This is a genomic window from Paraburkholderia sp. 32 (genome assembly GCF_050435345.1).
Classification (GTDB): domain Bacteria; phylum Pseudomonadota; class Gammaproteobacteria; order Burkholderiales; family Burkholderiaceae; genus Paraburkholderia; species Paraburkholderia tuberum.
In genome coordinates this window covers 1,614,646-1,639,692 of the sequence record NZ_JBNDKD010000003.1, presented here as the reverse complement: position 1 = coordinate 1,639,692, position 25,047 = coordinate 1,614,646, and the positions used below count along the sequence as shown (strand labels likewise).

Annotated in this window: 21 protein-coding genes; 4 read left to right on the top strand and 17 right to left on the bottom strand. The window is 65.3% G+C overall.

Annotation, left to right across the window (positions count from 1 at the left end):
- Positions 1 to 139 precede the first annotated feature (139 nt).
- Entirely contained in the window at positions 140 to 1,600 is a 1,461-nt protein-coding gene (gene mdtD, locus OKW26_RS30255) for a multidrug transporter subunit MdtD (RefSeq protein WP_184058207.1), read from the bottom strand.
- A 129-nt stretch (positions 1,601 to 1,729) separates the two neighbouring features.
- Complete coding sequence (locus OKW26_RS30250) at positions 1,730 to 3,148, bottom strand: PLP-dependent aminotransferase family protein (protein WP_184058205.1); 1,419 nt, start codon at positions 3,146 to 3,148, stop codon at positions 1,730 to 1,732.
- A gap of 183 nt (positions 3,149 to 3,331) precedes the next feature.
- Between OKW26_RS30250 and OKW26_RS30245 the strand changes: the two genes are divergently transcribed.
- A complete protein-coding gene (locus tag OKW26_RS30245) occupies positions 3,332 to 3,637 on the top strand; it encodes a DUF2917 domain-containing protein (RefSeq protein WP_429356061.1) in 306 nt (101 codons plus the stop codon).
- 35 nt (positions 3,638 to 3,672) lie between these two features.
- On the opposite strand, the gene OKW26_RS30240 is transcribed toward OKW26_RS30245, so the two are convergent.
- On the bottom strand, positions 3,673 to 4,914 hold the full coding sequence (locus OKW26_RS30240) for a citrate/2-methylcitrate synthase (RefSeq protein ID WP_429356060.1): 1,242 nt from the start codon (positions 4,912 to 4,914) through the stop codon (positions 3,673 to 3,675).
- Between the two features lie 126 nt (positions 4,915 to 5,040).
- Between OKW26_RS30240 and OKW26_RS30235 the strand changes: the two genes are divergently transcribed.
- A complete protein-coding gene (locus OKW26_RS30235; protein ID WP_184058199.1) occupies positions 5,041 to 6,450 on the top strand; it encodes a CoA transferase in 1,410 nt (469 codons plus the stop codon).
- Positions 6,451 to 6,516: 66 nt separating this feature from the next.
- Here the strand turns inward: OKW26_RS30235 and OKW26_RS30230 are convergent, their stop codons facing one another.
- Positions 6,517 to 7,263 carry a GntR family transcriptional regulator gene (locus tag OKW26_RS30230; RefSeq protein ID WP_013090333.1) on the bottom strand — a complete coding sequence of 249 codons (747 nt, stop codon included), beginning with the start codon at positions 7,261 to 7,263 and terminating at the stop codon, positions 6,517 to 6,519.
- Between the two features lie 195 nt (positions 7,264 to 7,458).
- On the opposite strand from OKW26_RS30230, the gene OKW26_RS30225 reads away from it, so the two are divergent.
- The gene (locus OKW26_RS30225) at positions 7,459 to 8,304 is read left to right on the top strand and encodes an aldo/keto reductase (protein WP_429356059.1); all 846 of its coding nucleotides are present in this window, start codon (positions 7,459 to 7,461) and stop codon (positions 8,302 to 8,304) included.
- Between the two features lie 93 nt (positions 8,305 to 8,397).
- Here the strand turns inward: OKW26_RS30225 and OKW26_RS30220 are convergent, their stop codons facing one another.
- From OKW26_RS30220 to OKW26_RS30165, 12 genes are all read right to left on the bottom strand, one after another.
- Positions 8,398 to 8,859, bottom strand: a complete 462-nt coding sequence (locus tag OKW26_RS30220) for a Rap1a/Tai family immunity protein (protein WP_184023091.1) — start codon at positions 8,857 to 8,859, stop codon at positions 8,398 to 8,400.
- 328 nt (positions 8,860 to 9,187) lie between these two features.
- Complete coding sequence (locus OKW26_RS30215) at positions 9,188 to 10,012, bottom strand: hypothetical protein (RefSeq protein WP_429356058.1); 825 nt, start codon at positions 10,010 to 10,012, stop codon at positions 9,188 to 9,190.
- 420 nt (positions 10,013 to 10,432) lie between these two features.
- Complete coding sequence (locus tag OKW26_RS30210; RefSeq protein WP_429356057.1) at positions 10,433 to 12,622, bottom strand: ABC transporter ATP-binding protein; 2,190 nt, start codon at positions 12,620 to 12,622, stop codon at positions 10,433 to 10,435.
- Positions 12,619 to 13,515 (bottom strand): ABC transporter permease, encoded by an 897-nt coding sequence (locus OKW26_RS30205; protein WP_429356056.1) that lies wholly within the window; start codon positions 13,513 to 13,515, stop codon positions 12,619 to 12,621. Before OKW26_RS30205 ends, OKW26_RS30210 begins: the two co-directional genes overlap by 4 nt.
- Positions 13,512 to 14,540: an ABC transporter permease gene (locus OKW26_RS30200; RefSeq protein WP_184058192.1), complete on the bottom strand. Its 1,029-nt coding sequence runs from the start codon at positions 14,538 to 14,540 to the stop codon at positions 13,512 to 13,514. Before OKW26_RS30200 ends, OKW26_RS30205 begins: the two co-directional genes overlap by 4 nt.
- 41 nt (positions 14,541 to 14,581) lie before the next feature.
- On the bottom strand, positions 14,582 to 16,255 hold the full coding sequence (locus tag OKW26_RS30195; protein ID WP_429356055.1) for an ABC transporter substrate-binding protein: 1,674 nt from the start codon (positions 16,253 to 16,255) through the stop codon (positions 14,582 to 14,584).
- A gap of 387 nt (positions 16,256 to 16,642) precedes the next feature.
- Positions 16,643 to 17,662: a HoxN/HupN/NixA family nickel/cobalt transporter gene (locus tag OKW26_RS30190; RefSeq protein ID WP_429356054.1), complete on the bottom strand. Its 1,020-nt coding sequence runs from the start codon at positions 17,660 to 17,662 to the stop codon at positions 16,643 to 16,645.
- Positions 17,663 to 17,700: 38 nt separating this feature from the next.
- Positions 17,701 to 18,228 (bottom strand): cupin domain-containing protein, encoded by a 528-nt coding sequence (locus tag OKW26_RS30185; protein ID WP_090801585.1) that lies wholly within the window; start codon positions 18,226 to 18,228, stop codon positions 17,701 to 17,703.
- 202 nt (positions 18,229 to 18,430) lie between these two features.
- Positions 18,431 to 20,536 (bottom strand): elongation factor G, encoded by a 2,106-nt coding sequence (fusA, locus tag OKW26_RS30180; protein ID WP_429356053.1) that lies wholly within the window; start codon positions 20,534 to 20,536, stop codon positions 18,431 to 18,433.
- 319 nt (positions 20,537 to 20,855) lie between these two features.
- Positions 20,856 to 21,371 carry a DUF192 domain-containing protein gene (locus OKW26_RS30175; protein WP_176078905.1) on the bottom strand — a complete coding sequence of 172 codons (516 nt, stop codon included), beginning with the start codon at positions 21,369 to 21,371 and terminating at the stop codon, positions 20,856 to 20,858.
- Between the two features lie 144 nt (positions 21,372 to 21,515).
- Positions 21,516 to 21,704, bottom strand: a complete 189-nt coding sequence (locus OKW26_RS30170; RefSeq protein WP_184058182.1) for a hypothetical protein — start codon at positions 21,702 to 21,704, stop codon at positions 21,516 to 21,518.
- 495 nt (positions 21,705 to 22,199) lie between these two features.
- Complete coding sequence (locus OKW26_RS30165) at positions 22,200 to 22,769, bottom strand: pseudouridine synthase (protein ID WP_429356052.1); 570 nt, start codon at positions 22,767 to 22,769, stop codon at positions 22,200 to 22,202.
- 261 nt (positions 22,770 to 23,030) lie between these two features.
- Between OKW26_RS30165 and icd the strand changes: the two genes are divergently transcribed.
- A complete protein-coding gene (icd, locus tag OKW26_RS30160) occupies positions 23,031 to 24,287 on the top strand; it encodes an NADP-dependent isocitrate dehydrogenase (protein ID WP_429356051.1) in 1,257 nt (418 codons plus the stop codon).
- A 182-nt stretch (positions 24,288 to 24,469) separates the two neighbouring features.
- On the opposite strand, the gene OKW26_RS30155 is transcribed toward icd, so the two are convergent.
- The gene (locus tag OKW26_RS30155) at positions 24,470 to 24,676 is read right to left on the bottom strand and encodes a cold-shock protein (protein WP_007180614.1); all 207 of its coding nucleotides are present in this window, start codon (positions 24,674 to 24,676) and stop codon (positions 24,470 to 24,472) included.
- Between the last annotated feature and the right edge of the window lie 371 nt (positions 24,677 to 25,047).

Below are 25,047 nucleotides of genomic sequence, written 5' to 3'. Positions count from 1 at the left end.
GCGGGATGCGCCCTGTTGCGGGTCGGCGACGCTGTGCAAGCGTGCTGCGTGCTGCGTGCTGCGTGCGGCGCGCGTGGAGCGATGCCCGGAAATCCGTTCGCGAGTGCACAAGGATGCGTCGTCCTGGCTCGTGCGGCTTTCAAGTTCGCTCCGAAGGATCGGTCTTTTTCGCGGGCGTGCGAATCTCCGGCGACAACTGCGCAAAGATCCATGACGAGCATGCGGTGATGATGCCGACACAGAGGAACGTCGCATGAAACGCGGGCAGCGAATTGGCGCCAGTCGCGCGTTGCATGATGCCGGTAAAGGTTGTCAGCAACGCACCGGCCACCGTCACGCCGAGACTCATCGAAAGCATCTGCACGAGCGAAAACAGGCTATTGCCGCTGCTGGCGCCGCCGGTGCCGAGGTCCTTCAACGTCAACGTGTTCATCGCGGTGAACTGCATCGAGTTCACGCCGCCGAAGATCGCCAGTTGCACGAGCCGCAGCCACAGCGGCTGATGCGTGCTCGTGAGCGCGAAACTCGCCATCATCAGACCGACCAGAATCGTGTTCGCCATCAGCACGCGCCGGTAACTGTACTTCAGAATCAGCTTCGTCACGAGGCGCTTCGTCGCCATGCCCGCGGCCGCCACGGGCAGCATCATCAGCCCGGCTTCGAATGCGCTATAGCCGAGGCTCACCTGCAACAGCAGAGGAATCAGGTAGGGCATCGAGCCGCTGCCGATCCGCGCGAACAGATTACCGAGCAGCCCAACGCTAAACGTGTGGATCTTGAACAGATCGAGCGGGAAGATCGGCGCGGGCACGCGCACCGCGTGCAGCCCATACGCAACGAAGCACGCCATGCTCAGAATCAGCAGCACCAGCACCGTCGCATGTTGAATGCCGAACTCGGTGCGGCCGTCGAGCGCGAACGAAATCGCCACCATGCCCACCACCAGCAACAGGTAGCCGCCAAGGTCGAATTTGCTCGTGTGTTCGTTGCGGCTATCCGGCATGAAGATGAACGTCGCGATGCAGCCCACGATGCCCACCGGCACGTTGATCAGAAAGATCCAGTGCCACGACGCGATCTTGACGAGCCAGCCACCGAGCGTCGGTCCGATCAACGGTCCGATCAGCCCCGGAATCGCCACGAACGACAACGCCGGCAGATAGCGCTCAGCCGGGAAGGTTCGCAGCACCGCGAGCCGCCCAACCGGCAGAAGCATCGCGCCGCCCACGCCTTGCAGAACACGAAAGAGCACCAGTTGGTTCAGCGTATGCGCGTTCGCGCACAGCAACGAGCCCACCGCGAACACGAGGATCGCACTGAAGAACACGCGCCGCGTGCCGAGTCTGTCGGCGAGCCAGCCGGACACGGGGATCATCACCGCCATCGTCAGCGAGTAGGCGATCACCACCGATTGCATGCGCAGCGGCAGTTCGCCGAGGCTTGTCGCCATCGCGGGCAGCGCGGTGTTGACGATCGTCGAATCGAGCGTCTGCATGAAGAAGCCGGTGGCGACCAGCCACAGCATCACGGTCAGCGAGCGGGGCGAAGGACCCGAGGGGATATCGGGAGCGAGGGCGGGCGGAGGCGGCGTCGTGGACATATGAGGCGGCTGGGCGCGCTCGGTCGGGTTGGGACTCGCTATTCTAGGGAAAAGCGGGTCCCGGCGCAGCGGGCGGCGCAGCGTTGCGCGGGTGTCGGCGCTGCGTCACGGCCGCGCTCCGCGCCGTGTTCACGCATCAGGCGGCAACTGCGCCGCCGCATGAAAAAACGCCTGCGCCCGTGGCTCGTTGCCAAACGCCACATGAATCCTGATCCACGGGCTCACCTCCCGGTTCGGCCTGAAGTGTTGTCCAGGCAGCACCGTCACTCCGAGGGGCACGCCGCATTCAACGAGCCGCTCGGCGTCCGCGACATGCGGCACGCGTGCCCACACGAACTTGCCGCCCGCTGGTTCTTCGAAGATCTCCCAGCCGGCATCTTCGAGTGTCTGGACGGTCGAGCCGAGCGCGCCGCGCATCTGGCGGCGCAGTCGCTCCAGATATTTGCGATATGCGCCGCGCTCCAGCATCGACACCGCCACCGCTTCGGCAAAGCGCGAACAGCCGATGCTCGTCAGCATCTTGATGTCGACCAGGTCCTTGATGATCGCGTGACTCGCAACCACGTAGCCGACCCGCAGCGAAGACGACAGCGTTTTCGACAATCCGCCGATGTAGATCACCTGTTCGAGTTGGTCGAGGGTGGCCAGGCGGTCGGTGAGCTCGGTCTGAAAATCCGCGTAGATATCGTCCTCGATGATCTGGAAGCCATGCTCTCGCGCCATTTGCAGCAAACGGAATGCGACCTGCGGTGCGACCGTGGTGCCGGTCGGATTGTGGAACACGGTGTTGATGAGCAGCAATCTGGGCCGGTGCAGCTTCAGTTGCGCCTGCATCGTGTCGAGGTCGGGACCATTGCCGGTGCGTGGAATGCCGATCAGCTTCATGCCGTGCAGGCGCAACAGGCCGTACAGGTTGTAGTAACCGGGGTCCTCGACAAAGATCGTGTCGCCTGGCTTGAGCATGTAGCGCACCAGCAGATCGAACGCCTGGCTCGCGCCATTGGTGATCAGAATCTGCGATGCGTCTGCCTGGATGCCCAACTGGCCAATGCGGCCGCGCAACTGTTCGCGCAAGACCGGGTTGCCGAGCGGTGTCGCGTACTCGACCATGCTAGCCGGATCGGTTCGCGACACGTGGCGGATCGCCTGCGCAATGCCATCGATGTCGCGCCAGCTTTCGGGGATGAAACCGGTGCTGAGCTTCAGCGTTTCGCCCGGAAAGTTGAATTGCTCGAGCAGATGGTCCGACTCGACATCGGCGCGGCGCGGGTCCGAAGTGCCCTGGCAGCGCATGTCGGTCGGTTGGCGATCGGCGACGTAAAAGCCGGAGCCGTGGCGCGAGTCGACATAGCCGAGCGACACCAACCGGTCGTATGCCTCGATCACCGGAAAGCGGCTTACGTCGAAGTCGGCGGCGAACTGGCGGATCGACGGCAGCTTTGAGCCAGGATGCGCATTGCGCGAGCGGATCCACGCCGAGACGCCCGCGACGATCTGCTCGGTCAGCGGCACACCGTTGTCCCGATCGAGCTGGATTTCGAGTTTCATACGCTTGCCTTCTGTCGCCGGCCTGCGAACGCGAAAGTTTTGAACCTGCGCCGCGCGAGCCATGCCAACTGTTCGGTTTTTTGACTGAACAGTTCCGATGAAAGTGTTCGGAACTGTGCATGGGTCTCCGATCATCGCACGTCAATAATCGGTACAACAGAAAGTTCATCGAGGAGAACGGCGATGCGAGAAGTGCGAGTTTTCGAGCTGGAACATGGCGAGCCCGTCAGGGCCTGGCGGGTTGCGCGTCCGACGATTTTCAAGGTGATCAGCGGCAACGTCTGGCTGACCGTCGAGGGCGAGCATGAGGATCACTGGCTGGCGGAGGGGCAGTCGATCGAGTTGGCGCGTGGATCGGTGGCATGGATCAGCGCCGGGCGGGCCGGGGCGTGTTTTGCGCTGGCGAGCGGCTCGGAACGCCGGTTGCCGACGCTGCTATTCGGCTGGCCGATGCCGGCCTGGCTGGCGCGTCGGCCGGGCGTGGTCTGATGCAGGGCGAACGGCGAGCCGCCTCTTCCTGGTCCCTACGCAGCACCTCCCGCCTCATACTCCCCGATATACCGCGCCCGCGGCCGGATCAACCGGCCATCGCGCGCCTGCTCCATCGCGTGCGCGATCCAGCCGACCACCCGCCCGAGCGCGAACAGCGTGAACGCGGCCCCGCTCGGCAAGGCGAGCACGCGCTCGATCGCGGCAAGCGCGAAATCCACCGTCGGCTCCGCGCCGGTCGTGTCGCGCACCGCTCGCGCGACCTGCAGCACCTCGTTGAGCGGCGAGCGGGCTGGCGCGCAGTCGGCGAGCATCGCCAGCAATAATCGCGCGCGCGGATCACCGTCCGGATAGAGCGGATGACCGAAGCCCGACAGCACCGGCCCTTGCGCGCCGTGCTCGTAGCGCGCGAGACGGTTCGCCAGATAGCGGTCCAGCTCGGGCGAGCGCGATGCCTCATCGAGCAGCGCGGCGATGCGCACGGTTTCGCCGCCGTGACGCGGCCCAGAAAGCGCCGCGAGCCCGCCCGCGACCGCACCGAACAGGTGCGTGCCCGTCGACGTGATGCAACGGACCGTGAACGTCGACGCGTTCAGTTCGTGATCCGCGCAGGCGACCAAGGCCGCGCGCAGCAGTCCGCTTTGCTGACGGCTGCGCACCCGCCAGGCCGTCGCGATCTGCCGATGCAGCGGTTCGTTCGACGGCGCCGCCGTCAGCATCGCGGCGGCCAGCAGCCGCATCACGGCGCACGCGGTGTCGAGCTGCGCATCGCGGCCGAGCGCCCACACGCGCGGCATCTGCGCGGCGGCGGCCGGCAACAGCACCAGCGCGCGATCGAGCGGCGCGCTGTCACTCCACAGCTTGAGCCACGCGGCCCATTGCGCGGGGGCGAGCGGCACGACGGGCGCATCGGCGATGCGCCGCGCGCTGCATTCCCACAACAGCGCCGCGACGTCTTCGAGTGACGCACTGCGCGCGAGCTCGATCGCATCGTGCCCGCGATACAGCAGCCGACCGTCCGCGACCAGCGTGATCGACGATTCGAGCACCGGTACGCCCCAGTCGAGCACCTTCTGCGCGACCTTGCCGGCGCGTTTGCCGTCCGCCTTGCGACGCGCGAGGCGGCGCACCTCGGCGGCATCGTAGAGCCGATGCCTGCCTTGCGCATCCGGCGACGAGCCGAGCATGCCTCGGCTTACATACGCGTACAGCGTCGGCAAGCTGACGCCGAGCGTTGCGGCCGCTTCGGCGGCGCTCAGGTAAATCGGGGCTGGCATAAAAGTGCGTATAAACCGAAGAAATCAATATATGTTGATTATCATAATCAAGATTGATTGCCGCAAGGCTCAAATTTAGACTCGGTGTACCTGCTTCCTGTCCGCGCGGCCAGCGCGCCCGATCCCATGACGCCCGAACTCGCCCTCAAGCACATCTGGACCCTCGCCGGCTGCGATCCGGTCGCGCTGCACGCCGTGTCGCTCGCCGGCGCGGATCCCGGCTTGCCGTCGGTCTACCGTGTCGGCAGCCTCGCGGCGTCGACCATCGCCGCGACGGGCCTCGCCGCCGCCGAATACTGGCGCTTGCGCAGCGCTCGCCTGCAACAGGTGTCGGTGCAGATGCGTCGCGCGCTGGCGGCGTTTCGCAGCGAACGCTATTTGCGGATCGACGATGGGCCGCCGCCCGCGCTGCGCGATCCGGTCACCGGCTTCTATGAAACGGGCGACGGCCGCTGGATCCAGTTGCATACGAATTTCGCGCATCACTTGAAGGGCGTGCTCGAGGTGCTCGGTTGTGACAATGGGCGGCCCTCGGTGGCGGCCGCGATTCGCGGCTGGGAGGGCGCGACGCTCGATCAAACGCTCGCCGACGCGGGCCTGTGCGCCGCCTTGATTCGCACGCCCGACGAATGGGCCGCGCTCGAGCAGGCCAAAGCGATCGCGCGCTTGCCGCTGTTCGAGATCGAGCGCATCGGCGACGCCCCGGCCGAGCCGCCGCGCCACGCCGCCGCTGGCGCTGACCCCGGTATCGACCGCCCGCTCGCAGGTGTGCGGGTGCTGGATCTGTCGCGGATCATCGCGGGACCGGTGGCCGGCCGCGCGCTCGCGCATCATGGCGCGGACGTGTTGACGATCAACGGGCCGCATCTGCCGAACATCGCGCCGCTCGTGATCGACAACGGCCGCGGCAAGCGTTCGGCAATCGTCGATCTGCGCGAGGCGGCAGGCTGCGACACGTTGCGCGGACTCGCGCGCGACGCCGACGTGTTCCTGCAGGCCTATCGTCCGGGCGCGCTCGAGGCGCGCGGCTTCGGGCCGGACGAGCTGGCGCGGCTGCGGCCCGGCATCGTCTATGTCTCGGTGTGCGCGTACGGGCACACAGGGCCGTGGGCGCAGCGACGCGGCTTCGATAGTCTGGTGCAGTCGGCGAGCGGCATCGCGTGGACCGAGCGCGCGGCGGCGGGTTCAGCCGAGCCGCGGCATCTGCCGTGTCAGGCGCTCGATCACGCGACCGGCTATCTGGCCGCGTTCGGCGCGATGGTCGCGCTCGCGCGGCGCGCTCGCGAGGGCGGCAGCTGGCATGTGAAGGTGTCTCTTGCGCAGACGGGGCGTTGGCTGCGGTCGTTCGGGCTGCTGGCCGATGGGCAGCAGGCGCCCGAGGTGTCGCTCGACGATGTGCGCGATTGCGTCGCGAGCGTGCAATCGGAGTTCGGGCGGGTGCTTGGCGTGCTGCCGGCGGAGGAACTGGAGCAGACGCCTGCGTTTTATGCGCTGCCGCCGGCGCGCATCGGCGCGCACGAAGCCCGGTGGACGTGACGGTTGGAGCGGGCGGCGCGTTCAGATTGGGAACGCGGCGTACCTGACCGCCCGCCGTGTCGCAGCTTACTTTCGCAACTCCGCCACGAAGTCGTAGTAATCGTTGCGGCAGTACGTGTCCGTCAGTTCGATCGCGCGTTGATCCGCCGTATAACCCACGCGCGTGATCAACAGCAACGCCTCGTTCGGCGCGATGCTCATCTGCTGCGCGATCTCGTCGCTCGCGTTCACCGCGCGGAAGTGCTGCAACGCGCGCACGATCGTCAGTCCGCGATTCTCCAGATACGTGTACAGCGAGTCGCCGATTGCCTGTGGATCGGGAATCACCGCGGCCGGGAACGTCGAATTCTCGACCGCCATCACGATGCCGTCGGCGAGCCGCAGCCGCCGCAGCCGCGTGACCGCTGCGGCCGGCGACAGCCCCAGTTGGATCACCTCGTCGCGATTGGCCGGCGAGATTTCGCGCGACAGCCACTTCGAACTCGGCGTGAAGCCGCGCCGCCGCAGCATTTCGCTGAAGCTCGACAGACGCGATAACGGATCTTCGTAGCGCGGCGTGATGAAGCTGCCCGCGCCTTGGGTGCGGCGGATCAAACCCTGCTCCACGAGCAGCGCGATCGCCTTGCGCGACGTGATGCGCGACACGCCGAGCGCCTCCGACAGCACGCGCTCCGAAGGCAGCGCCTCGCCGGCGTTCCAGCGGTTTTCGTGGATCGCGCTGCCGAGCTTGCGGGCAAGTTGCAGATAGAGCGGCGTGTCGTTTTCCGGGTCCGGGCGCAGGTCGCGCCAGCGGTCTTCCGAGGCAGAGGTCATGGGGCTCACGCAAGATGGGCAAGCGGCAATTTTAAAACATCGGCGCGTCCTGTTATAGCTGGCTTTTGCCAGGCGCGACGTTGTGAGGCCGCGGAGCCGCTAAACTCGTCGCCAGGTTTTTAGTAGCGTGCGTTGCGTGATGAGGCGGCGGGCCAGCGTTTCGCATCTGGATCGAGCCACTTTCGAGGAGTCAGCATGACGAGCGAGATCGCAAGCGTGAGCCTGCCGGGCGGCGAGCGCATGCCAGCACTGGGGCAGGGCACGTGGGAAATGGGCGAGCAGCGGGCACGACGCGCGGCGGAAATCGATGCGCTGCGCTGCGGCATCGAACTCGGCATGACGCTGATCGATACCGCCGAAATGTACGGCGACGGCGCGACCGAGTCGCTGCTCGGCGAAGCGCTCGCGGGTTTGCGCGACAAGGTGTTTCTGGTCAGCAAGGTGTATCCGCACAACGCCAGCCGGCGCGGCGTGATCGCCGCGTGCGAGCAGAGCCTGAAGCGTCTGAAAACGGACCGGCTCGATCTGTATCTGCTGCACTGGCGTGGCTCGGTGCCGCTCGCGGACACCGTCGACGGCTTCGAGGCGCTGCGGCGCGCGGGCAAGATCCGTCACTGGGGCGTCAGCAACTTCGATACCGACGACATGGAAGAACTCGTCGCGACGCCAGGCGGCGACGCGTGCGCGACCAACCAGATTCTGTATAACGTGGCGCGGCGCGGGCCGGAGTTCGATCTGTTGCCGTGGCTCGCCGCGCGCGGCATGCCGGCGATGGCGTACAGCCCGGTCGATCATGCGCGGCTGCCGAAACGCTCGCCGCTCGACGATATCGCCGACGCGCGCGGCGTCTCGGTGTTTCAGGTGGCGCTCGCGTGGGTGCTGGGCAAGCCCAATGTGTGCGCGATTCCGAAGGCGGCGCGCGTCGAGCATGTGCGCGACAACCATCGCGCGTCGCAACTGGTGCTGGAAGCCGGCGAACTCGCCGAGCTCGACGCGTACTTCAAGCCGCCGCGCGGCAAGCGTGCGCTGGAGATGTTGTAAGCGCCGGCGCGGCCGCCGTCCGTTGCGCAACGGCGGCGCGCGAGGCTCGAAGCGCTGTGGGCGTCGATGACGCCGCTCGCGCTGACGCGGCGCTCAGGTGCAAGGATGGTGCTGATGCACGGAGCCGAGCACGGCGACTTCGGCGGGGGTGTGCTGCAGCGCGTCGTCCGGCACCTGGGCGGCATCGGCGAGGAAGTCGTCGACGATCGACGACACCGCCACGTCGCGCAGGCATAGCGACACGCGCTGCGTTTCGTTGGCGGGGAGGGTTGCTCGTTGCGAGAGGAACAGCACGCCGTATTGATAGCCGTGGATGATGCCGCGGATCGCGCCGACGCATTGCCCTTGCGCGACGTTGTCGTGGCGCTGTTTGCAGCTCTGGACGAGCGAGTAGGCGGAGAAGCTCGGGTCGACCGGTGGTGCCGCTTGCGACAAGGTTTGCGCCATTGGCTGCGCGGGTGTTTGCGCATTGGCGAGCGATGCGAGGCCCAGGGCGGCAGCGGTCAGCACGGCGGCTGCCGTGCGGGTCGCGGAGGGGGGGACGCTTCTATGCATGTTGTGGGCCCTCATATCGAACGATGAATTTGATATGAGGCGGTCGTCTCGGATTGGTTCCATAACACTCGCACGCAATGGAGGTTGTGTTCCCGCCGCTCGCGGTGCGGTTCGCGCGATGGCGCGAGGCGCGGCGCGCGCGCGCTCCGAGCCATTCCGTCAGCGCGCGCCGAAGGCGGGCGGGCCGCTCCGACCGGCCTCCGGCGGTGACGCCCGACCGGGGGATCGGGACATCACCGCCGTTGCCAGCGGATAGCGGACAGTATGCCGGGACATGTCGCTGGCGGGTAGGGCGCGGGGGCTCCCTACCCGGGGCAACGGGCGACGCCTAGTGCCCGTTCCCGCCACCGTTGCCACTGCCGCCGCTGCCGCCACCCTTGCCTCCGTGACCGCCGCCGAAGCCTCCGCCAAAGCCTCCGCCGAACCCGCCACCGAAGCCACCACCGAAGCCGCCACCATTCGCACCGCCGAAACCACCGCTAGGGCCACCGCCAAAGCCACCGCCTGGGCCACCGCCTGGGCCACCGCTGGAGCCTCCGCAACCGCAGCCGCCGCTCCCGCTGCCGCCGCTGCTTCCGCCTCCGCCGCTGCCTCCACCGCCGCTGCCTCCACCGCCTCCACCGCCTCCACCGCCTCCACCGCCTCCACCGCCTCCACCGCCTCCGCCTCCGCTTCCACCGCCACCACCACTACCGCTATTTCCCTTACTGCCCGTGCCCGCACCGCCACTCCCACTTCCGCTCCCTGAACCCGCCGCCCCGGCGCCGCTGTTGCCGCTTGCGCCAGCACCGCTATTGCTCGAACCCGCCGCGCCGCCATTACCGCTGCCGTTGCCACTGCCGCCGCCGAGCCGCCCGCAGCCCGGACCGCCGAGCCCGCCGCAGCCGGCCGGCGCGAACACCGAGGCGGCATCGTCGGCGGCCGTGGCCGTGCCAGCCTCGGCGCCGGTTGCCGCGCCGTCGTTCTGCGTGAGCAGCAGCGGCGTTGAATCGCCGGGTTGCACCCGCAACGCGTCGGCCAGCACAATCCAGCGAGGGATCACGTCCGTCGACGCCCCGTACGCGGTCCCGCCCGCCAACACCGCGACCCCCGCGAGGACCACCGCGCCGCGCATCATTGCACAGTAGTACTGATCTGATTTTCCGGTCTTCATCGCGCGTCTCCAGAGCGAAGGACGGTACCTCGCTGCCGCCTTCGCGAGCTGCCCCAGCGCCGGCCAACCTGTCTGCACGCGGGTCTTGTCGAACCCCCGGTCCGTTGTGTCGAAGTTGTCCGTGCGTCGCTGCCGTGCTGATCGCGCGAGGTCGCGCCATCGCGTGGTGACGCTCGTCGTGCGGATATGCGCGGCGTTGCGCGCCCGGTTTGGCTTCGAATCTCTGGCCGCTAATTTAGCGATATCCATGCCACGCGTCGCAAAGCCTTGAAGCGACACGGGCGATATCGGGATGTGCGATGCGCACGCCGGAAAAACGCCTCAAAACGTTGCGACGATGAAACGCGCGGACGCAAAAGCGTGTTCCGACACGGGATTCGTTAAGAGGGGCGGTGTGCGTCGATGAGGTTCGAGTCGACGCTAGCTGGCGTTTTCCGACGCATCGTCGGAGGTGCCGCCATTCGTTGGGTCGCTCGCGTTGTCGTCGCGCGGCTCGCTTTGCAGCTCGCGAAGTGTGGCGATCGGAATATGGCAGCGAATCCGGTGCGCGGAAGACGAATCGGCGGCGCCGTCCGCGTCGAGAAACGGCGGGTCCTGCTGCTCGCAGATCGCGCCGAGCTTGCGCGGACAGCGCGTGTGAAACACGCAGCCCGACGGCATCGCGCCGGGCCCGGGCAACTCGCCGGTGAGACGGATACGCGTACGTTGATGCACCTCGCCGCACGCGCCGTCGCCCGGCAGCGTCGGCACGGCGGACAGCAGCGCCTCGGTATAGGGATGCTGCGGTCCATCGAACACGGCCGCCGCCGGGCCGATTTCGAGCAGCCGGCCGAGGTAGAGCACCGCGATGCGATCCGACACATAGCGGACCACGTGCAGATCGTGCGAGATGAATACGTAGCTGACGCCGCGCTCGCGCTGCAGATCGGCGAGCAGGTTCAGAATCGCGGCCTGCACCGACACGTCGAGCGATGAAGTCGGCTCATCGCACACGACGACGCGTGGTTCGCCGGCGAACGCGCGCGCAATCGCGACGCGCTGCTTGAGTCCGCCCGAAAGCTGGCGCGAACGTGCATCCAGATAGCGCTCGGGCAGCCGCACGGCGTCCGTCAGCGTGGCGAGCCGTGCGTCGATCTCGGGCCCGCGCAGCGCGGTGAAGCGCGCGAGCGCACGGCCGATCAGCCGCTTGACGGAATGCGCGCGATTGAGCGCCGAGTCCGGATTCTGGAACACGATCTGCAGCGATTTCAGCTGCTCGTCGCTGCGTCGCGTGACGCGCGCGGCGAGCGGGGCGCCGTCGAGTTCGAGCACGCTGCCGGCATCGGGTGCGAGCAGGCCGAGCAGCAGCCGCGCGAGCGTTGTCTTGCCGCTGCCCGATTCGCCGACGAGGCCGAGCGTCTCGCCGCTCGCGAGTTCGAGCGACACGTCGTCGACCGCGCGCAGCGGGACGCCCGATACGTGGAATGTTTTCGACAGGTTCCGGGCGCGCAAGACCGGCCCAGAGGGCGCGCGCGGCGCCGCGTTGGATGATGCGGCCGCCACCGGCGCCGCGCTCGATGTCGCACGCGGCAGTTCGATCGCACGCTCGTGATAGTGGCAGCGCGCCATCTGATCGCCATGCCGGGCGCCGAGGCGATAGGGCGGCGGCGCGTCGCGGCGACAGCGCTCGTCGGCGAGACGGCAGCGCTCCGCATAGATGCAGCCCTGCGTGACCGAGCCCGGCAGAGGCAGGCCGCCCGCGATCGTATCGAGCCGCTCGCTGTCCTTGCTGCGTCCGGCCGTCGGCAGGCAGCGCAGCAACCCGACCGTGTACGGATGACGCGGCCGTGCGAACACGTCCTGGGTCGCGCCTTCCTCGACCAGCTTGCCCGCGTACAGCACGCCGACGCGTTCGCACATGCGGCCGATCACCGCGAGGTTGTGGCTGATGAACAGCACCGCGGTGCCGAGTTCCTCGCGCAACCGTGCGACGAGGTCGAGCACTTCCGCTTCGACGGTCGCATCGAGGCCGGTAGTCGGTTCGTCGAGAATCAGCAGCGCGGGGTTCGACGCGAGCGCCATCGCGATCACGACGCGCTGCTGCATGCCGCCCGACAATTGATGCGGATAGCTGTTCATCACGCGCTCGGGCGCCGCGATGCGGACGCGTTTGAGTATCTCGAGCGTGCGTTGCAGCGCCTCGTCGCGCGCGACGCCGGCCGCCTCGAATGCTTCGGAAACCTGACGGGCGATCGTCAGCGATGGATTCAGCGCGCGCCCCGGATCCTGGTAGACCATCGAGACGGTCGTCGCACGCATGCTGCGCAGCGCGTCGGCACCCAGCTTCTGCACGTCCTCACCGGCGATTACGATCTTGCCGGCCTTCACCTTGCCATTGCGCGGCAGATAGCGCAGCGTCGCCATTGCCACGGTCGACTTGCCGCAACCGGATTCGCCGACGAGCCCATACGCCTCGCCGCGTCGCACGCGAAACGATACGTCCTGCAGCACTTCGCGATCGCGTCCGCGGATCCGGTAGGTGACCGTCAGGCCGACCACGGTCAGCGCATCGGTGCGATCGCTTTTCGACACGTCGAACGCGGCGAACGAGGAGGGCGGTGGGCCGTTCATTGGTCGAGCACTCCCTGCACGCCGTCGGCGATCAGATTGACGCCGACCACCAGTGACGCGATCGCGCCCGCCGCAAACACGACGGTCCACCACGCGCCGCCCGCCATCAACGTGTACGACTCGGACAGCGCGAGTCCCCAGTCGGCCGACGGCGGCTGGATGCCGAAGCCGAGAAACGACAGCGTCGCGACCGCGAAGATCGCATAGCCGAGCCGCACCGTTGCTTCGACGACGATCGGCGGCAGCACGTTCGGCAGGATCTCCGCGAACATGATGTACGGCGCGCGTTCGCCGCGCAGCTGCGCGGCGGCCACATAGTCGAGATGCCGCTCTGCGAACACGGCGGCGCGCACGGTGCGGGCTGTTATCGGCGTGAAGGTGGTGCCGATCACGAGAATCACCGTGAAGTTCGACGCACCGACCGCGGCGAGCGCGAGCAGCGCGACGATCACGAGCGGCAGCGCGAGCACCGCGTCGATCATGCGGCCGATCACGTCGTCGACCCAGCCGTCGAAGTAGCCGACCACCAGGCCGAGCGCGGTGCCCGCCGCGGTGCCGAGCAGTGTCGCGAGCGGCGCGATCGTCAGGATGTCGCGCGCGCCGACGATCAAGCGCGAGAATACGTCGCGGCCGAGCTGATCGGTGCCGAACCAGTGTGTGCGATCGGGCGGCGTCAGCGAATTGAGCGGATCGGACGCGTATGGATCGAGATGCACGAACCACGGCCCGGCGATCGCGCAGACGATCCACCACGCGACGATCAGCGCGCCCACGATGAAGGTCGGCGAACCGAGCAGCAGGAGGAGGCGCGGGAAACGCGGCTCGGAGCCCGGTGCGCCTGGCGCGGGCGAGCCTGGTGGCGTCGATGAAGCCGGCGGCACGGTCGTATTCATTCGGCGGTCCTTACCCGCAGTCGCGGATTGAGCAGCACGTGCAGCGCATCGGCGACCAGATTCGCGAGCGTATAGACGACGCCGATCGTCAGTACGCCCGCTTCGAGCATTGGAAAATCCTTCGCCTTGGCGGCGTTGTAGATCAGCGAGCCGATGCCCTGGTAGCGGAACAGCGTCTCGACCACCACGAGTCCGCCGATCATGTAGCCGAGTTGGGTGGCGGCGACGGTGATCGTCGGCAGCAGTGCATTGCGCAGCACGTGCCGCCAGATCACGACGTGGCGCGGCAGGCCCTTGAGGATCGCGGTGCGCGTGTAGTCGGCGTCGAGCGCTTCGACGGTGCCCGCGCGTGCCATTCGCGCGATGTAGCCGAAGAACACGAGGACGAGCGGCAGCACCGGCAGCACCAGATGGCGCAGCTGTTCGAGCACGCTCGCATCGGGCGGAGATGAGGCCTCGATCGGAAGCCAGCGCAGCCACACGCCGAACACGAGAATCAGCACGATCGACGACACGAACTCCGGCACCACGGTCGCCGACAAACCGGCGATGCTGATCGTGCGATCGAGCCAGCGCCCCGCATGCATCGCCGACCACACGCCGCCTGCGATGCCGAGCGGCACGACGACGATGAACGCGAGCAGGCCGAGCTTCGCCGAATGCCCGAGCGCATCGGCGATGAACGGCCTGACCGGTTCGCGATACGCGTACGACAGCCCCATGTTGCCGCGCACGAAATGCGTGATCCAGTCGATGTATTGCGTGAGCAGCGGCCGGTCGGCGCCGAGCTGATGATCGAGCGCGGCGACCGCGCGCGCATCGGCGAGCGGCCCGAGCACCGCGCGGCCGATATCGCCGGGCAGCAGCTGGCCGCCCGCGAACACGATCACCGACAGCAGCCACAGCGTGATCAGCGAAAGACCCGCGCGCGTCGCGAGAAAACGCGCGACGCGGCCCGCGTTGCCGTTCGTCGCGCGCGGCGGACGCGATGTATTCGAGGCGGGAGAGGGTGCCGGAGCCGACATCGTGAGTTCTCCTGCGAAAAGCGAGACGGACAGCGCGCTGCTTACGCGCTGAGCGTCGCGCGATCGAAATACAGTTGCGCGAGCGCAGTGAAGCGCACGCCGTTCACGCCCTTGCGCATCGCGATCAGCTGATCGTAGAAGAACGGGATGATCAGCGGCGTTTCGTCGAGCAATAGCGTCTGGATCTGCCCGGAGATTTTCTTTTGCGTGGCGAGATCGATCGCCGCGACGAACTGCGCGACCAGTTGATCGTATTGCGGATTCTTGAAGTGCGCGGCGTTCCATGTGCCGTTGCTCGTCAGCGTCGCGGTGAGGAACACGTTCGGCACGCCGCGATGGCCGTAATCGGTGATGCCGAGCGGCGAGTCGAGCCAGTCGGATTTGCCCGGCGTGCCCGCGCCGTAGTAGAGCGATTGGCTCTCGACCTTCAGATTGATGCGCACGCCGATCGCCTTCGCGGCGTTCTGCACGACGACCGCGAGGTCGGGGATCTCCATGTATTTTTCGGTGGTCAGCGTGACGTCGAAACCGTTCGGCACGCCGGCCTGCGCGAGCAGTTGCTTCGCCTTCGCGACGTCGATCCTGCGTTGCGGCACGCCCGCATCCGACGATGGAAACACCGGCGCGAACGGGCTGTCGTTGCCGAGTTGTGCGCGACCCTTGAAGAGACCGCGCACGATCACGTCGCGATCGAGCGACAACGCGAGTGCCTGACGCACGCGCTTGTCCTTGAAGAGCGGGCTGTCGTTGCGCATGTGAATCTGGCGGTGCGCGCTCGACTTGACGCCGACCGCCTTGTAGTCCGGATTGTTCAGGATGGCCGCGCCGCCCTGCACGGTGAACGTGCCCATCACGTCGGCCTGATGGCCTTGCAACGCGAGCAGTTGAGCCTGCTCGTCGGCGTAGAACGAAAACTGTACGCGTTGCGGTAACGCTTTTTCGCCCCAGTAGTCGGGATTGCGCACGAACGACGCGCCAACCTTCGGCTGATACTTTTCGAATTTGAACGGACCCGTGCCGATGAAACTCTTTTCGTAGTTGCCCGCGAAGTTCGCGGGCAGGATCACCGCGTTGTAATTATCCGAGGAAACGTAGTACGGGAAATTGCCGGTCGGCGCGTCGAGATGAAACTCCACCGTGTGTTCATCGACGACCTTCGCGCCGCCTTTCGACAGCACGCCCTTTAGTACCGATAGCGCGGCCGAGCCGCTCGCGGGATCGGCGAGACGGTCGAAGGTTGCGACTACGTCTTTCGCGCCGAAGCTCTGGCCGTCGTGGAATTTCACGTTGGGGCGCAACTTGAAGGTCCACACGTCGCCCTTGTCGTTCGGCTTCCACGACAGCGCGAGCGCCGGCTTCAGCATCAGCTTCTCGCCGTCGTCGTCGATCAGGAATTCGCCGGTCTGGTTCAGCAGCGCGAGACTCGCGGCGTCAGTCACCGTCAGCGGATCGACGGCGCCCGCCGGCGTCAGATGCGCGACGCGGATCGTCTGGTTCGACGTGGGCGGTGCACCTTGCGCCCGCGCTCGCGGCGCGCCGAGCAGGCCGCCACCCGCGAGCGACAGACCGATCACGCTCGCATGTCGTAGCAGCTCGCGGCGCGTGATGCGGCCGGCGACAAACTCGTCGAGGGCGTGGTTGCCGTAGGCGTCGGCTGTGAGGCGGGCTGCGTCCAATGCGTCAGGTGCGAGAAATCGGTCCGCTGGCGTTTTCATCGATGGCGTGTCCAACCCGTTCTGTTGCTGGTTCGGAGGCGTCGCGCGAGCCGCGCGACGGCGCGAGGGCAGCGCGCCTTCCGATGGGCGATGGGATGTGGTGGGGCCGCTATCGCGAAAGGGCAACGCTGTGCAGAGCGGTCTCAGTGTAAGCGATTGCTCGCGGCTCTGGCGCACCGGGGGCGCGCCGCGCTAGTCGATCGGCCGATAAATGACGCGTGGTGTGTCGTCGTCACAACGGTTACCGGACGCGTGCTCGCGAGGGGCGGCCGCGATTGTGGACGGATTGGCGGAGCAACACGGTGCGAAATGCGGTTTCGAACTCCACAAGGTGGAACTCTCAAAGAAACCTACGGTGTAGATCGGTTTCCCGGTAGGCCAGATCACTTATCGTGCCGCCGTATCCGGCCGTCTCCAGCGATGAAACAGCACCGAGCCGATCCAGCACGCCATGAAGGCCGCGACGATCGCATAGCCGAGCGCGCCGAAATGATCGTTGATTCCGACGATCGCATCCGTCACCCCGCCGCTCCAGCCCAAGCGATCCGACAGCAGCCCCAGCGCCTCGACGCCGCCAATCACGATCGCGACCATCGCCGACACGAACGTGATGCTCGCGTTGTAGTAAAGCTTGCGCTTCGGGTCGTCCATCGCCCAGCCGTACGCGTGCACCATCAGCACGTTGTCGGTCGAATCGACAAGCGTCATGCCGGCCGTGAAGAGCGCCGGGAACACGAGGATCGAATAGAGCGGCAGGCCAGTGCTGGCCTGCGACGCAGCGATCGCGAGCAGGCCGACCTCGGTCGCGGTGTCGAAGCCGAGCCCGAACAGCACGCCGACCGGATACATGTGCCAGCTTTTCGTGACCAGCCGAAACAGCGGCCGCAATGCGCGCGACAGCAGCCCGGCTGGGGCGAGCGCATCGGCTGACGCTGTGCTCGCAACGTCGCCGCGTTGCGTGTGCCGGTAGCGGCGCCACACGTCGCGCAGGACCACGAGATTGACCGCCGCGAGCACCAGCAGGAACGACGCGGAAACCAGTGTCCCGAGCGTGCCGCCTACTTCCTTGAAGCTCTCGAAGCGCCCATTCAGCGAATGCGTGGTCCAGGCGATGCCGATCGTCGCCGCGATCACGATCGTCGAATGGCCGAGCGAAAACGCGAGCCCGATCCCGACCGGTCGCATGCCGGTTTGCATCAGCTTGCGCGTAACGGCGTCGATCGCCGCGATGTGGTCGGCGTCGACCGCATGACGCAGACCGAAGCCATACGCGAGCAGCGCGGTGCCGAGCAGCAGCGGGTAGTGGCGAAACGCGATTAGCGCCCACAGCCATGCGCCGAGGTTGGCGGCGAGCAGCACCGCGTAGAGCGCGACGAGGCGAGGGCGCAGCGAGGCGTTAGGCGTCATGTGGCACGAGCGGATGAATGGATAGGTTGATGAGCGGCTTAGTGATCGTGCGGATGCTTGTGGATCGGATCGACCCAGTAGACGGTTTCCGGCTGCTCGACCGCGTCGATGTTCAAATTGACGACGACCGCTTCATTGTCGCTGCGCACGAGCACGCATTCGAGCGGCTCGTCGGTGCTCGCGTTGATCTCCTGATGCGGCACGTAGGGCGGCACGAAGATGAAGTCGCCGGGACCGGCCTCGGCGGTGAATTCCAGATGCTCGCCCCAGCGCATGCGCGCCTGGCCGCGCACAACGTAGATCACGCTTTCGAGCGCGCCATGATGATGCGCGCCGGTCTTCGCATTCGGATGGATCGTCACGGTGCCGGCCCAGATTTTCTGCGCGCCGACGCGCGCCGCGTTGATCGCGGCCGCGCGGTTCATGCCCGGCGTTTGCGCGGTGTTGGTGTCGAGCTGATCGCCGCGGATGACCTTCACGCCGTGTTCGCGCCAGTCGATCTGCTGGCTGGCTTCGGCGGCGTCGTGCTCGGCCCGGTAATGCGGATGTTCGTGATCGTGGCTCATCGTGTCTCCTCCTCGGCTGGCGTGCCGCGTTCGAGTCGTTCGCTTCGGTCTTACGATTCAGGGGCGTGCCGCATGGCTGATCAACATTCTGGCACGTTCAAAAAACGGGTGCGTGGCTCGACGATGCAAACGGCGCCATAAAAAAAGCCCGCTCACAGGGAGCGGGCTTCGGCTTGTCGCGCTCAACGCCGCCGCGTCAGCGTCATTGTTTCTTCGTGTTGATCACGGCCTCGGCGACATTGCTCGGCGTCTCGGCGTAATGCTTGAACTCCATCGTGTAGGTCGCGCGGCCCTGGGTGGCCGAGCGCAGCGACGTCGAATAGCCGAACATCTCGGCGAGCGGCACCTCCGCGCGCACCAGCTTGCCGCCGCCGCCCGCGATGTCTTCCATGCCCTGCACCATGCCGCGTCGGCTCGACAGGTCGCCCATCACGTTGCCCATGAAGTCCTCGGGCGTTTCCACCTCCACGGCCATCATCGGTTCGAGCAGGATGGGCTTCGCCTTGCGCATCGCTTCCTTGAACGCTATCGAACCGGCCATGCGGAACGCGTTTTCGTTCGAGTCGACGTCGTGGTACGAACCGAAGGTCAGCGTGACCTTCACGTCGACGACCGGATAGCCCGCGAGCACGCCGGCTTTCAGCGTTTCCACGATGCCCTTGTCGACCGCGGGGATGAATTCGCGCGGAATCACGCCGCCCTTGATCGCGTCTACGAATTCGTAGCCCTTGCCCTGCTCGGACGGCTCCAGCGTAATCACCGCGTGGCCATACTGACCGCGGCCGCCCGACTGCTTGACGAACTTGCCTTCGACGTCCTCGACCTTGTTGCGCACGGTTTCGCGATACGCGACCTGCGGCTTGCCGACGGTCGCTTCCACGCCGAACTCGCGCTTCATCCGGTCGACCAGAATTTCGAGGTGCAGCTCGCCCATGCCGGAGATGATCGTCTGTCCGGATTCCTCATCGGTCTGCACGCGGAACGACGGGTCTTCCTGCGCGAGACGGTTCAGCGCGATGCCCATCTTTTCCTGGTCGGCCTTGGTCTTCGGTTCGACGGCCTGCGAGATCACCGGGTCCGGGAAGATCATCTTTTCAAGGATGATCACATGATTAGGATCGCAGAGCGTGTCGCCGGTGGTCGCTTCCTTCAGGCCGACGGCCGCGGCGATGTCGCCCGCGTAGACCTCCTTGATTTCCTTGCGCTCGTTCGCGTGCATCTGCAGGATCCGGCCGAGGCGTTCCTTCTTTTCCTTGACCGCGTTGTAGACCGTGTCGCCCGAGTTGACGACGCCCGAGTACACGCGGAAGAAGATCAGCTGACCGACGAACGGGTCGGTCATGATCTTGAAGGCGAGCGCCGAGAACGGATCGTCGTCGTTGGGATGACGCTCGATTTCCTTGTCGTGCTCGTCGTGACCGGTGATCGCGGGCACGTCGACCGGCGACGGCAGATAGTCGATCACCGCGTCGAGCATCGCCTGCACGCCCTTGTTCTTGAACGCGCTGCCGCACAACATCGGCACGATCTCGTTGGCGATCGTGCGCGCGCGGATGCCGTGCTTGATTTCGGCTTCGCTCAGCGGTTCGCCGCCGAGGTACTTCTCGAGCAGTTCCTCGTTCGCCTCGGCCGCGGCCTCGACCATCTTGTCGTGCCATTCCTTCGCAGTGGCCGCGAGTTCAGCCGGGATGTCGCGGTACTCGAACTTGATGCCCTGGCTGTCGTCGTCCCAGTAGATCGCCTTCATCTTGACGAGGTCGACCACGCCCTGGAAGTGCTCTTCCGCGCCGATCGGAATCTGGATCGGCACGGCGACCCCCTTCAGACGATCGCCGATCTGCCGCTGCACGCGGAAGAAGTCCGCGCCGACGCGGTCCATCTTGTTGACGAATGCGATGCGCGGCACCTTGTACTTGTTCGCCTGGCGCCACACGGTTTCCGATTGCGGCTGCACGCCGCCGACCGAGTCGTACACCATGCAGGCGCCGTCGAGCACGCGCATCGAGCGCTCGACTTCGATCGTGAAGTCGACGTGCCCGGGGGTGTCGATGATGTTGATCCGATGCTCGGGATAGTTGCCGGCCATGCCCTTCCAGAACGCGGTCGTGGCCGCCGACGTGATCGTGATGCCGCGCTCCTGCTCCTGTTCCATCCAGTCCATCGTCGCCGCACCGTCGTGAACCTCGCCGATCTTGTGGGTCACGCCGGTGTAGAACAGGATCCGTTCGGTGGTGGTGGTTTTGCCGGCATCGATGTGAGCGCTGATGCCGATATTCCGGTAGCGCTCGATGGGAGTCTTGCGGGGCACGTGAATCTCCTTGTAATGGCGCGCCTGAAACGCATGCCGGGCGACCGCGTGGGCCGCCCGGGGAGTCTGAGTGGTGCTTTATCTGGCGTTACCTTATCGAGATTACAAGGATAGCGCGTCGATTGGTCTTTTGCATGAATCCTGCCAGCCGGCGCGAAGGCTGGTGGCGCGGGGCTGAGCGGGCGAAAAAAAGCCGGCGCCTCGGGTCGAGACGCCGGCTTTTCGCGGGATAGCGTGGCGGGACGGTGCCCCCGCTCGGAGGCCGCTCCGGGGCCATTTACGGGGCTGCACGGACACGCGGACCGGCGGTGAGAGGGTCTTACTGCGTGATACCCGGCACCGGCGGTAAGCCCTGGACCTGCATGCCCGGCTTGATGCCCTTCGCCGAGAACCAGCCCTTGGGCATTTCCAGCGCGAACACGCCGTTGTGCGTTGGGCAGTGGTTGTTGGTGGTCTCGGCCTGCATCTCGTCGATGTCGGTGATCGTGCCGTCGGCGCGCATGAATGCGATCGACAGCGGGATCAGCGTGTTCTTCATCCAGAAGCAGTGGCCCGCGTTCTCGTTGAACACGAACAGCATCCCTTCGTTCGGCGCGAGCTTCGTGCGATACATCAAGCCCTGTTCGCGGTCCGCGTCGTTGGCGGCGACGGCCGCGTCGATCACGAACATGCCAGCGGTCAGCTTGACGCGCGGAAACTCGCTCGGCTGCTTGGCGCCCGGCGGCATCTGCTGCGCCTGGGCGGGAGCCGTGGTGACGACGAACGACAGCGCCGCGAGCGGCAGTGCTACGGCAATGGCGAAACGCGCCATCGACGAGCGCATGGAAAATCGCACGGCAAGACTCCTTGCTGAAATTGACTCGCGCATGTTACGCGAGCGCGTCAAAAACAAAAAGGCAGATCGCCTTGCGGTGATCTGCCTTACAACGCCGTAAGAACGGCAATGAAGCTGGTTCTTTACTGCGTTTTTACAAGCAACTTACTCCGAAGCTGCCGAAGCTGCAGCTGCTGCCTTCTTGTGCGACTTCTTGTGAGCGTGCTTGGTGGTCTTCTTTGCCGACGAAGCTGCTGCTGCCGGAGCTGCCGGAGCTGCTTCCGGTGCCGAAGCTTGTGCGAATGCTGCCGTTGCGAAGAGGCCAGCGACCAGAGCGGCGATCAGTTTGTTCATTTTGTGAATCCTCAGCTTGAGTTAATTAACCAAATGACCCGGCATATGTAGAGTCATGTCGGTAAACGTGCCATCCACCTTTCGGTTGACAGCCGCATCGAACAAATTTTTCGACGCGTCTGCTAGCGTTCGGACTTTCGTACTCGCCGCGAAAACGGCGTATGCAAATGTCTTTAAGGCTGAATGCCGGATAGCTTCGGCGGCATCTGCGTCGGATAACGCGTGGAGTTGTACGGCGGTTGACGCGAATTGCGCGGAAATTTTGATCGTGATGACACGCGATCAAACCGCGTGGCGCAGGCTCGCGGCGAGCCCACTTGTTTCACGCATTTCGGGCCTGCGTTTCACGCATTATTTTGCGTGCTGCTACAACGAGTTAGCTTGATTGTCACAGCCGTGAAACGGGTTTGGAGTGAGCACGTCCAGGCTGATTCGCGCGTGCGTGAGTTCGGCACGTGGTGTTGCGGCGATAAACGAACAATCGTCAAATAATGTTCAGGCGACGCCATCCCATGGCGCGTTCGCTCGCAACTCCGTGCTCTGTCCAGGTTGCAGTCCGAGTGAAAAAATGTCAAGCGCACCGATGCCGACCCGCACGAGACGCAGCGTCGGAAAACCCACCGCCGCCGTCATGCGACGCACCTGACGGTTCTTGCCTTCGGTGATCGACAGCTCGACCCATGTGGTCGGGATCGCGGCGCGATAGCGGATCGGCGGCGTGCGCGCCCACAGCGAGCTGGACGGTTCAACATAGGTCGCCTGACATGGGCGTGTCACGTAGTCGCCGAGATCGACGCCGCGCGCGAGCTTTTTCAACGCGGCGTCGTCGAGCGCGCCTTCGACTTGCGCCCAATAGCGTTTGACGAGCTTGTGACGCGGCTCGGCGATGCGCGCCTGCAGCGCGCCGTCATCGGTGAGCAGCAGCAGGCCTTCGCTATCGGAGTCGAGCCGGCCGGCCGGATAGACGCCGGGTAGACTGACCCAGTCGGCAAGCGACGTCCGCGTCTCGTGTGGCGAAAATTGACAGATGGTGCCGAATGGCTTGTTGAGGGCGAGAAGGCGCATAGGAGAGCGATACGGCAGAGCGATACGGCGCGATGATAATGCATAAACCGGGACGCAGATTCTTCTATCTTATAGAGGAGCGTGGCGCGTTCGAGAGGCCGTCTATGTTGGAAAACCCGGAGCTAGGGGCGGCCGCGTCGCGCGTGGGACGTGGGCTAGAATAGCGGCCAGGCCGCTCGCGGCGGTGCGGCATTGCGCGGCGAGGGCGTCTCTTTCGCAGTCTCCCATCAGCTTTTGCACAGCTTTCACTGGAGTCCGATCATGCCGTATCAGCACATCAAGATTCCGACAGGTGGCGATAAGATCACCGTCAACGCCGACTTCTCGCTCAACGTTTCCGACGAGCCGATCATCCCGTACATCGAAGGCGACGGCACTGGTCTGGACATCACGCCGGTCATGCTCAAGGTCGTGGATGCGGCGGTCGAAAAGGCGTACGGCGGCAAGAAGAAAATCCACTGGATGGAAATCTACGCGGGCGAGAAGGCGACCCGGGTGTACGGCCCGGACGTATGGCTGCCGGACGAAACGCTGCAGGTGGTCAAGGAATACATCGTGTCGATCAAGGGGCCGCTCACCACGCCAGTCGGGGGCGGCATCCGCTCGCTGAACGTCGCGTTGCGCCAGGAACTGGACCTCTATGTGTGCCTGCGCCCGGTGCGATATTTGAAGGGCGTGCCCTCGCCGGTGCGCGAGCCCGAGAAGACCAACATGGTGATCTTCCGCGAGAACTCGGAAGACATCTACGCGGGCATCGAATGGCCAGCTGAATCCGAGCAGGCGAAGAAGATCATCAAGTTCTTGCGCGAAGAAATGGGCGTGAAGAAGATCCGCTTTCCGGATTCGTCGGGTATCGGCATCAAGCCGGTGTCGCGCGAAGGTACCGAGCGTCTGGTGCGCAAGGCGATCCAGTACGCGATCGACAATGAACGCCGCTCGGTCACGCTGGTGCACAAGGGCAACATCATGAAGTACACCGAAGGCGCGTTTCGCGACTACGGCTACGCGCTCGCGCAGAAGGAGTTCAACGCGGAACTGATCGACGGCGGTCCCTGGATGAAAGTCAGGAATCCGAAGACCGGCGGCGACGTCGTCGTGAAGGACGTGATTGCCGACGCGTTCCTGCAGCAGATCCTGCTGCGCCCGGCCGAATACGACGTGATCGCCACGCTGAACCTGAACGGCGACTACATCTCGGACGCGCTCGCCGCGCAGGTCGGCGGAATCGGAATCGCGCCGGGCGCGAACCTGTCGGATTCGGTTGCGATGTTCGAAGCGACGCACGGCACGGCGCCGAAATACGCGGGCAAGGATTACGTGAATCCCGGCTCGGAAATCCTGTCAGCGGAAATGATGCTGCGCCACCTGGGCTGGTTCGAGGCGGCGGATCTGATAATCAACTCGATGGAAAAATCGATCCTGCAAAAGCGCGTGACTTACGATTTCGCCCGCCTGATGGAAGGCGCGACCCAGGTGTCGTGCTCGGCATTTGGGCAAGTGATGATCGAAAATATGTAATTGACGCGCCGGGATTATCCGGTTCGCATAAAACCCCCGGCGCCAGCAAACGGCCGGGGTATTTTTTTACCCGGAATTTTCGCGCGGCTTTCCGGCCGGAAAATCCGTTGCCATAGAAAGCTGCCGCAAAAAAGAAACCCGGCGCGGAGCCGGGTTTCAAAAAGGACGGGTATCGAAACGTTTCAGGCTGGCGCCTGAATGTTCGATGCCTGCTTGCCTTTCGGGCCTTGCACGACTTCGAAGGTGACCTTCTGGCCTTCCTTCAGCGTCTTGAAGCCATTCATCTGGATGGCCGAGAAGTGTGCAAACAGATCCTCGCCGCCCTCGTCAGGCGTGATGAATCCGAAACCCTTTGCGTCGTTAAACCATTTGACCGTACCAGTTGCCATTCCAACTTCCCCTGTAACTCATGTCACTACCACGAGCCCTCGAAAAGCCACGACCACGCGAGGCAGTCGTTCCCTCCTCACAAGCTCACCATCGGCATTTTTTCGAGATTATGGCTTGGTGAAAAAAGTGCCAGCTTGATTGTTGGGGCTCTTTATTCGAGTGTCAAGAAAATTTTGAGACGTCGTTGTCGCGTTGCAAACAGGCCGCTTTCCAGGGTTTTTACCGCTTCCGTATGTGCGGTGGCGCAAGCGGCGTGGCTTGAAAAGTCGCATAATCCACTCACATGCTGACTGTGCCCGCGGCGCCGACGCCCAGCGCGGCGAGCGCTCGCAGCCAGTACCGGCAGGTTGTGCGATACTCGATCCGACCG

Coding starts and splice junctions, on each gene's coding strand:
- mdtD (WP_184058207.1), bottom strand. CDS start 1,600: ATGTCCACGACGCCGCCTCCGCCCGCCCTCGCTCCCGATATCCCCTCG.
- OKW26_RS30250 (WP_184058205.1), bottom strand. CDS start 3,148: ATGAAACTCGAAATCCAGCTCGATCGGGACAACGGTGTGCCGCTGACC.
- OKW26_RS30245 (WP_429356061.1), top strand. CDS start 3,332: ATGCGAGAAGTGCGAGTTTTCGAGCTGGAACATGGCGAGCCCGTCAGG.
- OKW26_RS30240 (WP_429356060.1), bottom strand. CDS start 4,914: ATGCCAGCCCCGATTTACCTGAGCGCCGCCGAAGCGGCCGCAACGCTC.
- OKW26_RS30235 (WP_184058199.1), top strand. CDS start 5,041: ATGACGCCCGAACTCGCCCTCAAGCACATCTGGACCCTCGCCGGCTGC.
- OKW26_RS30230 (WP_013090333.1), bottom strand. CDS start 7,263: ATGACCTCTGCCTCGGAAGACCGCTGGCGCGACCTGCGCCCGGACCCG.
- OKW26_RS30225 (WP_429356059.1), top strand. CDS start 7,459: ATGACGAGCGAGATCGCAAGCGTGAGCCTGCCGGGCGGCGAGCGCATG.
- OKW26_RS30220 (WP_184023091.1), bottom strand. CDS start 8,859: ATGCATAGAAGCGTCCCCCCCTCCGCGACCCGCACGGCAGCCGCCGTG.
- OKW26_RS30215 (WP_429356058.1), bottom strand. CDS start 10,012: ATGAAGACCGGAAAATCAGATCAGTACTACTGTGCAATGATGCGCGGC.
- OKW26_RS30210 (WP_429356057.1), bottom strand. CDS start 12,622: ATGAACGGCCCACCGCCCTCCTCGTTCGCCGCGTTCGACGTGTCGAAA.
- OKW26_RS30205 (WP_429356056.1), bottom strand. CDS start 13,515: ATGAATACGACCGTGCCGCCGGCTTCATCGACGCCACCAGGCTCGCCC.
- OKW26_RS30200 (WP_184058192.1), bottom strand. CDS start 14,540: ATGTCGGCTCCGGCACCCTCTCCCGCCTCGAATACATCGCGTCCGCCG.
- OKW26_RS30195 (WP_429356055.1), bottom strand. CDS start 16,255: ATGAAAACGCCAGCGGACCGATTTCTCGCACCTGACGCATTGGACGCA.
- OKW26_RS30190 (WP_429356054.1), bottom strand. CDS start 17,662: ATGACGCCTAACGCCTCGCTGCGCCCTCGCCTCGTCGCGCTCTACGCG.
- OKW26_RS30185 (WP_090801585.1), bottom strand. CDS start 18,228: ATGAGCCACGATCACGAACATCCGCATTACCGGGCCGAGCACGACGCC.
- OKW26_RS30170 (WP_184058182.1), bottom strand. CDS start 21,704: ATGAACAAACTGATCGCCGCTCTGGTCGCTGGCCTCTTCGCAACGGCA.
- OKW26_RS30165 (WP_429356052.1), bottom strand. CDS start 22,769: ATGCGCCTTCTCGCCCTCAACAAGCCATTCGGCACCATCTGTCAATTT.
- icd (WP_429356051.1), top strand. CDS start 23,031: ATGCCGTATCAGCACATCAAGATTCCGACAGGTGGCGATAAGATCACC.
- OKW26_RS30155 (WP_007180614.1), bottom strand. CDS start 24,676: ATGGCAACTGGTACGGTCAAATGGTTTAACGACGCAAAGGGTTTCGGA.